General features: G+C 66.5%; 13 protein-coding genes. 7 read left to right on the forward strand and 6 right to left on the reverse strand.

Going from position 1 to position 14,020, the window contains the following annotated elements; translation table 11 throughout:
- Positions 1-26: 26 nt before the first annotated feature.
- Positions 27-1,247 (reverse strand): acetylornithine transaminase, encoded by a 1,221-nt coding sequence (locus AC1DDA_RS21110; protein ID WP_476797237.1) that lies wholly within the window; start codon positions 1,245-1,247, stop codon positions 27-29.
- A gap of 542 nt (positions 1,248-1,789) precedes the next feature.
- Here AC1DDA_RS21110 and AC1DDA_RS21115 point away from each other — a divergent pair.
- Positions 1,790-2,338: a GcrA family cell cycle regulator gene (locus AC1DDA_RS21115; protein WP_441510052.1), complete on the forward strand. Its 549-nt coding sequence runs from the start codon at positions 1,790-1,792 to the stop codon at positions 2,336-2,338.
- A gap of 77 nt (positions 2,339-2,415) precedes the next feature.
- Here the strand turns inward: AC1DDA_RS21115 and AC1DDA_RS21120 are convergent, their stop codons facing one another.
- From AC1DDA_RS21120 to AC1DDA_RS21130, 3 genes are all read right to left on the reverse strand, one after another.
- Positions 2,416-3,459 carry an amino acid ABC transporter permease gene (locus tag AC1DDA_RS21120; protein WP_476797238.1) on the reverse strand — a complete coding sequence of 348 codons (1,044 nt, stop codon included), beginning with the start codon at positions 3,457-3,459 and terminating at the stop codon, positions 2,416-2,418.
- A complete protein-coding gene (locus tag AC1DDA_RS21125; RefSeq protein ID WP_476797239.1) occupies positions 3,456-4,619 on the reverse strand; it encodes an amino acid ABC transporter permease in 1,164 nt (387 codons plus the stop codon). The genes AC1DDA_RS21120 and AC1DDA_RS21125 overlap by 4 nt, the downstream gene beginning before the upstream one ends.
- Positions 4,620-4,752: 133 nt before the next feature.
- Complete coding sequence (locus AC1DDA_RS21130; protein ID WP_476797240.1) at positions 4,753-5,784, reverse strand: amino acid ABC transporter substrate-binding protein; 1,032 nt, start codon at positions 5,782-5,784, stop codon at positions 4,753-4,755.
- 207 nt (positions 5,785-5,991) lie between these two features.
- Here AC1DDA_RS21130 and AC1DDA_RS21135 point away from each other — a divergent pair, with 207 nt between their 5' ends.
- Complete coding sequence (locus AC1DDA_RS21135; protein WP_476797241.1) at positions 5,992-6,126, forward strand: hypothetical protein; 135 nt, start codon at positions 5,992-5,994, stop codon at positions 6,124-6,126.
- A 10-nt stretch (positions 6,127-6,136) separates the two neighbouring features.
- On the opposite strand, the gene AC1DDA_RS21140 is transcribed toward AC1DDA_RS21135, so the two are convergent.
- Together AC1DDA_RS21140 and AC1DDA_RS21145 are read right to left on the reverse strand one after the other, a co-directional pair.
- Positions 6,137-7,180, reverse strand: coding sequence for a GMP reductase (locus tag AC1DDA_RS21140; RefSeq protein WP_476797242.1), 1,044 nt, complete (start codon positions 7,178-7,180; stop codon positions 6,137-6,139).
- Between the two features lie 143 nt (positions 7,181-7,323).
- Positions 7,324-8,388, reverse strand: a complete 1,065-nt coding sequence (locus AC1DDA_RS21145) for a DMT family transporter (RefSeq protein WP_476797243.1) — start codon at positions 8,386-8,388, stop codon at positions 7,324-7,326.
- A 214-nt stretch (positions 8,389-8,602) separates the two neighbouring features.
- On the opposite strand from AC1DDA_RS21145, the gene AC1DDA_RS21150 reads away from it, so the two are divergent.
- The 5 genes from AC1DDA_RS21150 (at position 8,603) to hemA (ending at position 13,987) form a co-directional block, all read left to right on the forward strand.
- Positions 8,603-9,715: an AbrB family transcriptional regulator gene (locus AC1DDA_RS21150; protein WP_476797244.1), complete on the forward strand. Its 1,113-nt coding sequence runs from the start codon at positions 8,603-8,605 to the stop codon at positions 9,713-9,715.
- A gap of 174 nt (positions 9,716-9,889) precedes the next feature.
- Positions 9,890-10,636 (forward strand): SDR family NAD(P)-dependent oxidoreductase, encoded by a 747-nt coding sequence (locus tag AC1DDA_RS21155; protein ID WP_476797245.1) that lies wholly within the window; start codon positions 9,890-9,892, stop codon positions 10,634-10,636.
- 222 nt (positions 10,637-10,858) lie between these two features.
- Positions 10,859-11,374 carry an invasion associated locus B family protein gene (locus AC1DDA_RS21160; RefSeq protein WP_476797246.1) on the forward strand — a complete coding sequence of 172 codons (516 nt, stop codon included), beginning with the start codon at positions 10,859-10,861 and terminating at the stop codon, positions 11,372-11,374.
- A 60-nt stretch (positions 11,375-11,434) separates the two neighbouring features.
- A complete protein-coding gene (locus tag AC1DDA_RS21165; RefSeq protein ID WP_476797247.1) occupies positions 11,435-12,694 on the forward strand; it encodes an allantoate amidohydrolase in 1,260 nt (419 codons plus the stop codon).
- A gap of 81 nt (positions 12,695-12,775) precedes the next feature.
- Positions 12,776-13,987: a 5-aminolevulinate synthase gene (gene hemA, locus AC1DDA_RS21170; RefSeq protein WP_476797248.1), complete on the forward strand. Its 1,212-nt coding sequence runs from the start codon at positions 12,776-12,778 to the stop codon at positions 13,985-13,987.
- Positions 13,988-14,020 lie beyond the last annotated feature (33 nt).

Genomic DNA, 14,020 nt, shown 5'->3' on the forward strand with positions numbered 1-14,020 from the left:
CGCTTCGCGGGGTGGATGGGTTGAACTTATTCGGCGGCCGGGCGCTTCAGCGTCGCCTCGACGGCGCCGGCGGCCCTGTCGAGCCGCGACACGGCCTCGGCGACATCCGACTCGGTGATGATCAGCGGCGGCAGCAGGCGCACGACGTTGTCGCCGGCACCGACGACCAACAGGCCCTGTGCCCGGGCTTCATTGACGAAGTCGGTGTTGGGCGTGTGGAGCTTGAGGCCGAGCATCAGCCCCTCGCCGCGGATATCGGCGATGACATCGGGATGCCTGTCCTTGAGCTCGGCCAGCGACTGCTTCAGCCTGAGCGCGATCTTGCCGACGTTCTCGATGAAGCCCGGCGCCAGCACCACGTCGAGCATGGCGTTGCCGACCGCCATGGCGAGCGGGTTGCCGCCGAAGGTGGTGCCGTGGGTGCCGAGCGTCATGCCGGAGGCGGCTTCCTCCGTCGCAAGGCAGGCGCCCATCGGGAAGCCGCCGCCGATGCCCTTTGCGATCGACATGATGTCGGGCGTGACGCCGTACATCTCATGAGCGAAGAACTTGCCGGTGCGGCCGACGCCGGTCTGGATCTCGTCGAAGATCAGCAGCAGGCCGTTTTCGTCGCAGAGCTCGCGCAGCAGCTTGAGAAAGCGGGGCGGCACGGAGCGCAGCCCTCCCTCGCCCTGGATCGGCTCGATCATCAGCGCGGCGGTCTCCGGCGTGATCGCGGCCCGCAAGGCCTTCTCGTCGTCGAAGGGCACCTGGTCGAAGCCGTCGACCTTCGGGCCGAAGCCGTCGATGTATTTCTGCTGGCCGCCGGCAGCGATGGTCGCCAGCGTCCGGCCGTGGAAGGCGCCTTCGAAGGTGATGATGTGATAGCGCTCGGGGTGGCCCTTCGCGGCATGGTATTTCCGCGCCATCTTGATGGCACACTCGTTCGCCTCGGCGCCCGAATTGGTGAAGAAGACACGCTCGGCGAAGGTCGCCTCGCAGAGACGGCGGGCCAGCCGCTCGCCCTCGGGCGCGCCATAGAGGTTCGAGGTGTGCCAGATCTTGCCGGCCTGCTCGGTCAATGTCTTGACCAGATGCGGATGCGCATGGCCGAGCGCGTTGACGGCGATGCCGGCGCCGAAATCGAGATAGCGGGTGCCGTCAGCCGTGATCGCCCAGGGGCCTTCGCCGCGCTCGAAGGCGACGGGCGCGCGGGCATAGGTCGGCACGAGCACGGATTGGCTGGCGGAAGCAGGGGCGGGGGCCATGGGGCGAAGATCCTCGCGAAGGGGACGGGGTGAGAACGGATTGGCGCTGAATTGAGAACGACGATCCGGGATGGATGCTGCAGGCGCGCAGCCACGGTAAGACCCGGTTACGACGTTATCGTCGCACCCAACTCCTGAACTCTCGTCGCGCCGTCATCCGCATCGTCCGGGCCTTGATTCCGCAAACATAAGCGCCGCCCGAACGGGGCGGCGTCACCTTGTGGATAAATATGCTTAAGGCGGCCCGGACTGTCAATTCAAAGCGGCGGCTACAGTGTTGCCGAAAGGATTCGCTTGACGGCGCAATCGCGAATCGTCTGGGGAAAAGCTGTTTTCGGATTCGCCGACTCTTGTTCGCGAGTCACCGCAGCTTGTATGGTCGGTCTTGTCAGATACGACATTTCGTGCGGCGTCCCCTGTACCGTCTGTTGCGGCAGCAACGGCATTGCCCCTGTGGCAAGGTCGTTGATCCCGGATTCCGTCACGAAGCGCCCTTAAAGGCTGGCCCCGCAAGGGCTGGCCGGACAAGACAGGTGATGCGGATGAACGAAGCCGGAGCATGGACTGACGAACGCGTCGAATTGCTCAAGAAGCTCTGGAGCGACGGGCTGAGCGCCAGCCAGATCGCCGCCGAGCTGGGCAATGTCACACGCAACGCGGTGATCGGAAAGGTTCACCGTCTCGGCCTTTCGGGCCGTGCCAAGAGTGCGGCCCAGCCGGCCGCACCGCGCAATGCCGCCCCCCGCAAGGCGCCGCCGCGCTCGCCCAGCCACCCGATGGCGACCCCGGCGACCCATGCCACGCGCGGCGCCCACGCCCTGGCGCCGGTATTCGCGCCCGAGGCCGAGATCGAGGCAGAGGCTGCGCCTTTGCCTTCCGAGGATGTCGTAATCCCGTTCTCCGAGCGCGTCACCATCATGGAGCTGCGCGAGTATATGTGCCGCTGGCCGATGGGCGACCCGACGAGCCCGGATTTCCGCTTCTGCGGCGGGCGCTCGCAGACCGGCATGCCCTATTGCAGCTACCACTCGCGCATCGCCTACCAGCCCGCCGCCGACCGCCGGCGCGACCGGAGCAAGGTGCGGGCCTGATCCAGGAGAACCATCTCCGAGAAAAAGAAAACCGGCCTTCGGGCCGGTTTTTTGTTGCGTGGTTCAGAAAGCCCCCATCAGAGCCGGCGCTTGTTCTCCAGCGAACGGCTCAAGCGCGACAGCGCGAAGCAGATCAGCCAGTAGATCGCACCCGAAAAGGCGTAGGCCTCCATGTTCATGCCGACCCAGTTGGGATCGGCGAGCGAGGCCTGGGCGATGCCGAGCAGGTCGAGGATCGAGACCACCAGCACCAGCGTGGTGTTCTTGATCAGCGCGATGAATTCATTGGTCATCGCCGGCAGTGAGATGCGCAGCGCCTGCGGCAGGACGATCAGGCCGGTCGCCTTCCAGTAGTTCAGGCCGAGCGCCGTTGCGGCCTCGCGCTGGCCCTTCGGCAGCGCCTGCAGGCCGCCGCGCACCGCCTCCGCCATATAGGCCGCGATGACGAAGCCGAGCCCGATCACCGCGCGCGCCAGGCGATCGATGCCGATGCCCCCGGGTAGGATCAGCGGCAACAGCAGCGAGGCGAGGAAGATCACCGCGATGATCGGAACGCCGCGCCAGAACTCGATGAACAGGATGCTGATCAGGCGGATGACGCGCAGTTGCGACTGGCGCCCGAGCGCGAAGAGGATACCCAGCGGGATCGCGATCAGGCTCGAATAGATCGAGATGAACAGGGTGAGCATCAGCCCGCCCCATTCGCGCGTCTCGATATAGCGCAGCCCGAAACCGCCGGAGAGCAGCCAGATGCCGAGCGGCGGCAGCAGCACGAGCATGGCGACGCCGAGCTTGAGCTTCAGCCGCTGCGGCGCCAAGACGACCGAGGCGATGCCGAGCACGAAGGCGACGCCGGCGATATCGACGCGCCAGCGCTGGTCGACGGGATAGAGCCCGTACATGAACTGGCCGAAGCGGGCGCGGATGAAGACCCAGCAGGCGCCGCCGGGCGCGCAATCGGCCCGCGTCGTGCCGACCCAGGTCGCATCGACCAGCGCCCAGCGGATGATGGGCACCGCGACCCAGGCGATCGCGAGCGCCAGCACCACGCTGACGAAGCCTGTGAAGGGCGTGCCGAACAGGCGCTCGCGCCAGAGGGAAAGGGACGACGCGCGGTTCATCGCGTCACCAGGGCGATGCGGGCGTTGTACCAGTTCATGATCGCCGATACCGCAAGGCCGATGACGAGATAGACTGCGAGCGTCATGGCGATGATCTCGATCGCCTGGCCGGTGTTGTTGAGCGCCGAGCCCATGAACAGGCTGACCACGTCGGGATAGGCGATGGCCGCGCCGAAGGAGGAGTTCTTCAGCACGTTGAGATACTGGTTGGTCAATGGCGGGATCATCACGCGCAGCGCCTGCGGGATCGTGACGAGGCGCAGGATCTGGCCGGGGCGTAGCCCCAGCGCCGACCCGGCCTCGGTCTGGCCATGCGAGACCGACTGGATGCCGCCGCGGACGATCTCGGCGATGAAGCCGGCGGTATAGGTGACGAGCGCGGCGAGCAGCGCGACGAATTCGGGGATGACGGCAAAGCCGCCGCGATAGTTGAAGCCGCGCAGGACCGGCACGTCCCAGCGCGTCGCGAGTGTGGCCCAAACCAGCATCAGGAGCGGCGCGGCCAGCAGCAGGGTGAGGCCAACGGCCAGCGTCGGCGCCTGCTGGCCGGTGCTCTCCCGACGCCGACGCGCCCAGAGCGCGAAAACCCAGTAGACGAGGACGCAGGCGAGAATGACGAGCCCGGCGACGCGGAAATTCTCCAGCCCGTCGGGCAGCGGGATGGTCACGCCGCGATTATTGAGGAAGGCGACGCCGAACAGGCTGATGCTCTGGCGCGGTGCAGGCAGCGCAGCAATGACGCCGAAATACCAGAACAGCACGAAGAACAGCAGCGGGATGTTGCGGACGAACTCGATATAGGCGCCCGCGATGGTCGAAATCAGCCAATGCGATGAGAGACGGGCAATGCCGACGACGAAGCCCAGCAGCGTCGCCAGCACGATCGCAATCACCGTCACCAGCATGGTGTTGGCAACGCCGACCCAGAACAGGCCGAGGATGTTGTCGGCCTGGGTATAGCCGGTCAGGACGAAGGGCACCTCGATGCCGGAAGTCCGCCAGAGGAAGTCGAAACCCGAGGCGATGCCGGCCTTGACCATGTTCTCCGAGGCATTGCGCACGAAGAAGACGGTGATGCCGACAAGGAAGACGACGACGGCGATCTGATAGATCCAGTCGCGGACGCGCTTGTCGTTGATGAGGGACAAGAAGCTGCTCAAGCCGGCCTCGATCGGGAGTCGCGGGCGTCATTCCCGGGCGAAGCGAAGCGCCGACCCGGGAATCTCATGACGCTCAGGCTGGTTTCCGAGATGGTCGGGTCAAAGCCCGACCATGACGTGCTTCAAGACGCTCTCACTGGAAGGGCGGGGTGAAGAGCAGGCCGCCCTTGGTCCAGAGCTGGTTCTGGCCGCGCTCGAGCTTGAGCGGGGAGCCCATGCCCACGGTGCGCTCATAGCTTTCGCCGTAGTTCCCGACCTGCTTGATCGCGTTGTACATCCAGTCGTTCGACAGGCCCATCATCGCACCGAAACCACCTTCGGCGCCGAGCAGGCGGCGCACTTCCGTATTCTTGGAGTTCGCCTTCATCTCATCGACGTTCTTTGAGGTGACGCCGAGCGCCTCGGCCGCGATCGTGCCGTTGAGCACCCAGCGGACGATGAGCTGCCAGCGCTCGTCGCCCCAGCGCGTCACGGGTCCTTGAGGATCGTTCGAGATCGGCTGGGTCAGGATGATGTGTTCGTCGGGATTCTTGAGCTTGGCGCGCTGGCCGGCAAGGGCGCCGACGCCGGCCGTATAGGCATCGCAACGGCCCGAATCATACGCGGTGATGGCGTCGTCGTTCTTCTGAAAATTGGTGATGGTGACCTTGAGGTTGCGCTCGCGGAACCAGTCGGCGGCGTTCTTCTCCTCGGTCGACCCGGCGGCGACGCAGACCGAGGCGCCGTCGAGACCGGCGGCATCCTTCACGCCCGTCGATTTGCGGACGACGAAGGTCTGGCCCTCGTAGAAGTTGATGCCCTGGAAGTTCAGGCCGAGCGTGGCATTGCGCGAGAAGGTGATGGTCGAGTTCCGGGAGAGCACGTCGACCTGGCCCGATTGCAGGATCGGCCAGCGCTGCTGCACCGAGGTCGGCGTGTACTTGACCTTGGTGGCATCGCCGAGCACCGCGGCGGCAAGCGCCCTGCAGTAGTCGACGTCGAGACCGGTCCACTCGCCCTTGTCATTGGCGAAGGAGAATCCCGGCAGGCCGAGATGCACGCCGCATTCGAGATTGCCGCGTGCCTTGACCGCATCCAGCGTCGGGCTCGGGGCGAGCTGCTGCGCCTGCGCAAGCGAGATTCCGGCGGCAAGCACGCCCGCCACGCTCAAAATTCTGATGGTCATATCCGTCTCCCCGAAGCCATTGGCGGCCTTCTGTGCTGGAAGCGGGACTATGCAACAGCCGCACCGAAAGCGATAGCACCCGGCACGAGCTCGCTTCGGCGCGGCGCCTGAACCCTGTCGAAGGCTGTCAGGAGGCCCGCGCGTGATGGGTCTCTCCATGGGCTGATCTCCGCCGGCCATTCGGTCGGCGCGGCGGCTGGCGCCTTCATGGGCGGCTATCTCGTCGACATGAGCGCGCGCTACGACGCGGTCTGGCTCAGCGCCGTAGCCTTGTCGCTGGGCGCCGGCGCGATGGTGTTCCTGATGCGCGAGCAGCCGAAGGCCCAGGCCATTCCGGCCTGAACCGCAGGGCTCAGTTGCCGAACACCGTGTTGAGCTGGGCACCGACCATGATGAAGGTGGTACGTTTCGACATCTCCTTGAGGCGGACGGCGCCGATATAGGTCATCGCCGAACGCACGCCACCCATGATCTCCTGCATCGTACCTTCGACCGGGCCGCGATAGGGCACTTCGACGGTCTTACCCTCAGAGGCCCGGTACTTGGCGACGCCTCCGGAGTACTTGTTCATCGCGGTGTCGGAGGACATGCCGTAGAAGGTCATCGCGACCGGCACCTTCTCGCCGCCGCGCTCCTCGTAGCGGATCTCGCCCTCGCATTCGTCATGGCCCGCGAGCATGCCGCCCATCATCACGAAATCGGAGCCGCCGCCGAAGGCCTTGGCGACATCACCCGGCACGGTCAGGCCGCCATCGCCGCAGACCAGGCCTTTCAGCCCATGCGCGGCATCCGAGCATTCGATGATCGCCGAGAGCTGGGGATAGCCGACGCCGGTCATCTTGCGGGTGGTGCAGACCGAGCCGGGGCCGATGCCGACCTTGACGATGTCGGCGCCGGCCAGGATCAGCGCCTCGGTCATATCGCCGGTGACGACGTTGCCCGCCATGATCGCGGCGCCCGGGAAGGCGGCGCGCGTCGCCTTGACCGTGTCGACGAACTTCTCGGTGTAGCCATTGGCGACGTCGAGGCAGATCTTGCCGATCGGCGACTGGGCGTGGACCGCCTTGAGCTTGTCATGGTCGGCGTCGGTCGTGCCGAGCGAGTAGAAGGCGTTGGCCGATCCCGGTTCACGGAAGAAGGCGATCAGCTCTTCGGCGCTGTAGTGCTTGTGCAGCGCGACCATGGCGCCGTGCTTCAGCAGCGCCCGCGCCATGCTCATCGTACCGACCACGTCCATATTGGCGGCGATCAGCGGGAAGCCCTTCCACTCCTTGCCCGTATGGGCAAGGTGGAAGCTGCGCTCGACATCGACCTCGGCGCGGCTGCCGAGCGTCGAGCGCTTCGGACGGATCAGTACGTCACGGAAGTCGAGCTTCGGGTCGTTCTCGATGCGCATCGGATTGGCCTCTGGTGGCGTTCTGGCCGGCTCGAGCCGGGAATCCCGAGGGCTTGTGCCCGGGCGACGCACGCGAAGGAGGCGTGCGCTGACATTTAGCGCCGGGTCCCCGGTGATGCAATCCCGAGCCGCCCGGCCGGCGCTCAGGCCGAGGCGGGCGAGACCGGCGGGCGCGCGTTCTTGCGGATGGTATAGAGCGTCGCCCCGATCACGATGACGGCGCCGATCCAGGTGGTGAGCGCCGGAATCTCGGCAAAGAAGACGAAACCGGTGAAGCTCGCCAGCAGCAGGCGGCTGAAATCGAGCGGTGCCAGCGCCGCCGCCTCGCCGACCTGATAGGCGCGGGTGATGAGCCACTGCCCGGCAGTGCCGAACACGCTGAGGATGACCAGCCAGAACCACTGGTTCGGCGTCGGCGGCTGCCACCAGAGCCAGCAGGGCACCGCAAGCAGGGCGATCAGCACGATGCCCTGATAGAGCAGGATGGTGTCGGTGCGCTCGCTCGCCGCCAGCTTGCGGACGCTGACGGTGATGCCGGCGCCGAACACCGCCCCGCCGACCGAGAGCAGGGCGTAGACATCGAGCCCGTCGCTGCTCGGTCGCAGCATGATCAGCACGCCGATGAAGCCGATGATCGTCGCAGCCCAGCGCCGGCCATCGACCGCCTCCTTCAGCACGAGGACCGCGGCGATGGTGACGAAGAGAACCTGGCTGAAGCCGATCGCTGTCGCCTGGGCGAGCGGAATCTTGACCACGGCGGTGAAGCCGCAAAGCATCGAGAGCAGCGTGATCACGCTGCGGAAAATCTGCAGGCCGAGACGCTCCGTGTGCAGCGCCCGGCGCAAGCTGCCGGCCGCGAAGGCAAGCAGGATCGCGGTCATGATCACCTGCCGGATCAGCAGGATCTGCACCAGCGGGATCGCCTGGCCGACATGCTTGATGCCGGCGACCATCACCGCATAGACCAACAAGGCGGAAATCATGAAGACCGAGCCCCGCAGATTGGGGCTGGCGCCGCGCCACCAATGCCGCAGCCGGCGCAGGGCCCGCCTCCGACCTCCCGGCACCTCGGAGAAGACGATCGGACCGGGCGCGTCGGGTGCGACCAACTCGCCGGAGAGCGGCGGCGCAGCCGGCTCCTGCCAGGCAGGCGCCTCGCCTTCCACATCCGCCCGGCTTAGCCGGCCGGCTTGCCGATCCTCACTCATCGCCCCTCGACCCGGCCGGCCTTGAGGCCGACTCCGCGTTTTGTCTCTGTGCAAATCATTGATGACGCGCGGCAATCCGGCCAATGACAATGTCACATGACCGGGTTGTGCCGGCGGCGCGGCCGGAGCGGACCCGGCATTCCCTACCGGGGGGTGGGCAACCGCACCAACAGTCTCTAGGAGGGCTCCTGTTTCTGTGCCGCGGAGCACGCTCTTGAAAGTTCTGCTCGAAGATTTCGCGAACGGAGTTCGGGGCCTGGCGCCGAGCCGCTTTCCCTATCGCCGCTTCGCCCTGGCGCTGACGCTCGGCGGGCTCGGCGGCTGGCTGTTCGTGCAGGCGCGGCTGCCCCTGCCCTGGATGCTGGGCTCGATGGTGTTCTGCACCGCTGCGGCACTGATCAAGCTTCCGGTCGCAGCCCCGCCGGTGATCCGGCCGCCAATGACTGCGGTGATCGGCGTGATGCTCGGCGCCTCCTTCAAGCCGGATGTCGTCGCGCAGTTGCCGAACTGGCTGCCGACGCTGGCCGGCCTCGTGCTGTTCATGGTCGCCTGCGGCCTGTGCTGCGTCGGCTATTTCCGCCGCGTTGCCGGCTTCGACCCGGTCACGGCGTTCTTTTCCGGGATGCCGGGCGGGCTCATCGAGATGGTGACGGTCGGCGAGGAGAAGGGCGGCGACGCCCGCATCATCGCCTTGATCCATTCCGCCCGCATCCTGCTGGTGGTGATGACCTTGCCCTTCATCGTGCAATGGATCGGCGGCGTCTCCCTCGGCGGCGGCCGTGTCGCCGGCCCGTCCTTCGCGCAGACGCCGCTCGGCTCCGAGCTCTGGCTGATCGGCTGCGGCATCCTCGGCGTTATCGCCGGCCATTGGCTGAGATTGCCGGCTAAATACCTACTCGGCCCGATGCTGATCAGCGCGATCGTCCATGTCGCCGGCCTCAGCGCAGCAGTGCCGCCGGCCGAGATCGTCAATGCCGCGCAGCTCGTGCTCGGCGTCACCATCGGCTGTCGCTTCATCGGCACGCCGCCGCGCATCATCCTGCGCGTGCTGCTGCTCTCCGTGGGCTCGACCGTGATCCTGCTCGGGCTGACGCTGAGCTTTGCCTGGCTGGTAGCGCTGGTCTCGGTGCACGGCCATGTGCCGCTGATCCTCGCCTATTCACCGGGCGGCCTCGCCGAGATGAGCCTGATCGCGCTCGCACTGCATACCGAGGTGGCCTTCGTCGCCGCGCATCACATCATCCGCGTCTTCCTGGTGATGGTCTCGGCCGGGCCGATTTTCGGACTGATCGGCCACCGCCGCGAGAAGACCGCGCCGGCGGAATAGCGCCGGTTCTGCCGGCGCAGCGGCCAAACTGCGCGCCCGCTCCGATGACTCTGCCGTTGCCCTCATCGTTTCGCATGCCCGGTCTGCGCCAATCACCGAAACGGAGGCACGCTCTGGCCGGCGCCAATCAGCGAAGCTAGGGTGACCGCAACAACATCGGGGAGGCTGACGGACATGAACCAAATCGATTTAAAGAACCGCGTCGCTATCGTTACCGGCGGGGCCCAGGGAATTGGCCGGGCCGTCGCCGAGCGCTTCGCCGCGAGTGGCGCGACGGTCGCGATCTGGGATGTCGACGGCGCCCTGGCGGAGAAGGCCGCCGCCGAGATCGGCCATGGCGCCGTCGGCGTCGCCGTGGACGTGACGGACGCAACCGCCGTGCAGAAGGCGAGCGACACGCTGGAGGCGAAGCACGGCAGCATCGACATCCTCGTCACCAGCGCCGGTATCGCCGGCCCCAACCACAAGACCTGGGAATACCCGCTGGAGGACTGGGCCCGCGTCATGAAGCTCAACGTCGACGGCACGCTGCATTGCTGCMGATCGGTGATCCCCGGCATGGTCAAGCGCAATTACGGTCGCATCGTCCTCGTCGCCTCGATCGCCGGCAAGGAAGGCAACCCCAACGCCTCGGCCTATTCGGCCTCGAAGGCCGCGGTGATCGCGCTGACGAAGTCCCTCGGCAAGGAGCTCGCCGACAAGGACATCGCCGTGAACTGCATCACGCCGGCGGCCACGCGCACCCGCATCTTCGACCAGATGAGCGAGGAGCATATCGGCTACATGCTGGCCAAGATCCCGCGTGGGCGCTTCCTGCTGCCGGAGGAGGTCGCATCGATGGTCGCCTTCCTGGCCTCGGCCGAGAACAGCTTTACCACCGCCGGGGTCTTCGATCTCTCGGGCGGGCGGGCGACCTACTAGGCGAAGCGGCGTCGGCAGCCCGGCGTGGAGCCGGCCGCGGGGCTTCTGGCTGCCGCGCCCGGCTGTGGAAAACACCCCTCAAACGGCCGGCGTCGCCTCCAGAAGGGCGCCTAAACGTGCCCAGGACAGCCCTGCGCCAGATCGACGCACAAATATCTTGATCATGTTTACGCCTCGGTAAGGCTCTCTTTTCACCCTGAAGGGGCAAAAGGAGATAAAGCGATGATCAAGATGGCGCTCTCAACGGCCGCCCTCGTCCTTCTGACGGCGTCGGCAGCTCAGGCCGTCACAGCCAAATCGCTCGGACAGTTCAGCGACTGGAACGCTGCGACCTATGAGCAGAGCGATAACCAGCGTTGCTTCATCATGGGCAGGCCATCGACCGAGGAACCTTCCAGCCTGCGCCATGGCGAGGTGTTCTTCTTCGTCCAGACGGGCAGCCGCGAGAGCAATACCGAATCAAGTTTCCAGACCGGCTACGACTTCGCCAAGAACTCGGTCGTCACCGTGACCATCGGCGACGACAGCTTCCGCATGCTGACGGAGGGCAACAACGCCTGGCTCGAACGGCTGGAACGCGAGCCGGCACTGCTCGCCGCGATGCGGGCCGGAAGCAGCATGGTGCTGGAGGCGCGCTCCGCCCGGGGCAACGTCACGAGCTACACCTTCTCGCTCGCGGGCGTCACGGCCGCCTCGCGCATGATGCAGCGCTGCGATGCGGGGGCGACGCAGAGCTAGAACAGGACCTTTGCGAAAAACCGGTTCCCGTTTTTTGGGATCCTGCACTAACGTCGGGGCATGACGCAGACGCTTCCCTCCGCCGCCGTGCTCGGTGCCCGCGCCTTCGCCGCGCTTGCGGGCCTCAACCGCTTCAGCGACGAGCCCGGCAAGCTAACTCGGCTCTACCTTTCACCAGCGCATCGGCAGGCGGCGGAGTGGGTCAAGGGCGCCATGGAGGTGGCGGGGCTTACCGCCTTCATCGATGCCGCCGGCTCGGTGCAGGGGCGGCGCGACGGCACGGTGCCCGGCGCACCGGCCGTGCTGATCGGTTCGCATATCGATACGGTCAAGGATGGCGGTCGCTTCGACGGCAATCTCGGCGTCGTCGCCGGCATCCTCGCGGCCCAGGCGTTGCGCGATGCGGGTATCAGCCTGCCCTTCCCGCTCGAGATCGTCGCTTTCGGCGACGAGGAGAACGTGCGCTTCCCGACGCATCTGTCCACTTCGGAAGCATTGGCGGGCGCCTACGACCCAGCCTGGCTGGAAGCGCGCGACAGCGAGGGCGTGAGGCTTGGCGATGCGCTCGTCGCCTTCGGCGGAAACCCCGGCGGCATCTCCGCGCTCGCGCGCAAGCCCGGCTCGATCCAAGCCTATCTCGAAGTCCATATCGAGCAGGGCCCGGTGCTGGAGGCGGAGAACGAGCCGGTCGGCATCGTCACCGCGATCAACGCCCAGAGCCGGGCCCGCGTGCGCGTCACCGGCGAGGCCGGCCATGCCGGCACCGTGCCGATGGCCCTGCGCAAGGACGCGCTGACGGCCGCCGCCGAGATGGCGCTGGCGCTGGAACAGATCGCGGCCGGCCATGAACTCTCCGTCGGGACGGTCGGCGTGCTCAGGCCCGAGCCCGGCGCGACCAATGTCGTTCCCGGCGCGGCCGAATTCACCATCGATTTCCGCGCGCCGAAGAACGAGACGCTCGCAGCGATGGAAGCCGAAATCCGCAGCCGCTTCGCCGAGATCGCGTCGCGCCGCGGCGTCGGTCTCGAGATCGTGCCCTATGCGAAGGCCGATGCCGTCCCGATGGAGCCGCGCCTGCAGGACGCTTTGGCGGCCGGCATCGCCAGATCCGGAAGCAACATCGCCGGCCGCAAGCTTCCGTCCGGAGCGGGGCATGACGCCATGACCATGGCGGCGATCGCGCCCGCGGCCATGCTGTTCGTGCGCAACGAAAAGGGCATCAGCCATTCGCCGCTGGAGAACATGAGCGAGGCAGACGCCGGCATCGCCATCAAAATCTTGATCGAAACGCTTCTGGAACTGGCCGAAAGGTCAAAGTAGAAGAATTCCAGCCGCGACACCGCGCACCATTCCGCGAGAGGCCGGAAAGGCCTAGGAGGGGCGCGCCGCAGGAGGCTGGCCATGGATTTCGAGAGTTTCTTCCGTAGCGAACTGGACGGGCTGCACCGCGAGGGCCGCTATCGCGTCTTCGCCGATCTGGCGCGCCAGGCCGGCCGCTTCCCGATCGCGACCTATCACGGCGAGAGCGGCCTGCGCGAAGTCACCGTCTGGTGCTCGAACGACTATCTCGGCATGGGGCAGCATCCGAAGGTTCTGGCCGCGATGCATGAGGCGCTCGACGGCTGCGGCGCGGGCGCCGGCGGCACCCGCAACATCGGCGGCACCAATCACTACCACGTCCTGTTGGAGCGCGAGCTCGCCGATCTGCACGGCAAGGAAGCGGCGCTGCTGTTCAACTCCGGCTATATGTCGAACTGGGCCTCGCTCTCGACGCTCGCGGCCAAGCTCCCCGGCTGCGTCATCCTGACCGACGCGCTCAACCATGCCTCGATGATCGAGGGCATCCGCCATTCGCGGGTCGAGAAGCATATCTTCGCGCATAACGACCCGGATGATCTGCGCCGCAAGCTCGCCGCGCTCGATCCTGCCCGGCCGAAGCTGATCGCCTTCGAGTCGGTCTATTCGATGGATGGCGACATCGCGCCGATCAAGGAATTCTGCGATATCGCCGACGAATTCGGCGCGATGACCTATCTCGACGAAGTCCATGCCGTCGGGCTCTACGGGCCGCGCGGCGGCGGCATCTCCGAGCGCGACGGCTTGACCGACCGGATCACCCTGATCCAGGGCACGCTGGCGAAGTCCTTCGGCGTGATCGGCGGCTATATCACCGGTTCGGCCGCGCTCTGCGACTTCATCCGCAGCTTCGCCTCCGGCTTCATCTTTTCCAGCTCGCTGCCCCCGGCGGTGGCGGCCGGCGCCATCGCAGCGATCCGGCATCTCAAGGAGAGCTCGGCCGAGCGCGAGCGCCAGCAGGACCGCGTCGCGACACTGCGCGGCAAGCTCGATGCGGCCGGCATCCCGCATCTGGCCAATCCCAGCCATATCGTCCCGGTGATGGTCGGCGAGGCGAAGGCCTGCAAGTCGATCAGCGACGAGCTGCTGGCGCGCTTCGACATCTATGTCCAGCCGATCAACTATCCGACCGTGCCGCGCGGCACGGAGCGGCTCAGGATCACGCCCTCGCCCTTCCATTCCGATGCCGATATCGACAATCTGGTCGCCGCGCTCGGCGCGATCTGGGCGCGGGACGGGCTGAAGCGCGCGGCCTGAGGGCTGCCAGAGGCGTCATTCTCGGGCGGAGCG

The organism is Allobosea sp. 10N428, assembly GCF_056394545.1.

What these genes read in the sequence shown, in the direction of transcription:
- AC1DDA_RS21110 (WP_476797237.1), bottom strand. Translation starts at nt 1,247, where the DNA reads ATGGCCCCCGCCCCTGCTTCCGCCAGCCAATCCGTGCTCGTGCCGACC.
- AC1DDA_RS21115 (WP_441510052.1), top strand. Translation starts at nt 1,790, where the DNA reads ATGAACGAAGCCGGAGCATGGACTGACGAACGCGTCGAATTGCTCAAG.
- AC1DDA_RS21120 (WP_476797238.1), bottom strand. Translation starts at nt 3,459, where the DNA reads ATGAACCGCGCGTCGTCCCTTTCCCTCTGGCGCGAGCGCCTGTTCGGC.
- AC1DDA_RS21130 (WP_476797240.1), bottom strand. Translation starts at nt 5,784, where the DNA reads ATGACCATCAGAATTTTGAGCGTGGCGGGCGTGCTTGCCGCCGGAATC.
- AC1DDA_RS21135 (WP_476797241.1), top strand. Translation starts at nt 5,992, where the DNA reads ATGGGCGGCTATCTCGTCGACATGAGCGCGCGCTACGACGCGGTCTGG.
- AC1DDA_RS21140 (WP_476797242.1), bottom strand. Translation starts at nt 7,180, where the DNA reads ATGCGCATCGAGAACGACCCGAAGCTCGACTTCCGTGACGTACTGATC.
- AC1DDA_RS21145 (WP_476797243.1), bottom strand. Translation starts at nt 8,388, where the DNA reads ATGAGTGAGGATCGGCAAGCCGGCCGGCTAAGCCGGGCGGATGTGGAA.
- AC1DDA_RS21160 (WP_476797246.1), top strand. Translation starts at nt 10,859, where the DNA reads ATGATCAAGATGGCGCTCTCAACGGCCGCCCTCGTCCTTCTGACGGCG.
- AC1DDA_RS21165 (WP_476797247.1), top strand. Translation starts at nt 11,435, where the DNA reads ATGACGCAGACGCTTCCCTCCGCCGCCGTGCTCGGTGCCCGCGCCTTC.
- hemA (WP_476797248.1), top strand. Translation starts at nt 12,776, where the DNA reads ATGGATTTCGAGAGTTTCTTCCGTAGCGAACTGGACGGGCTGCACCGC.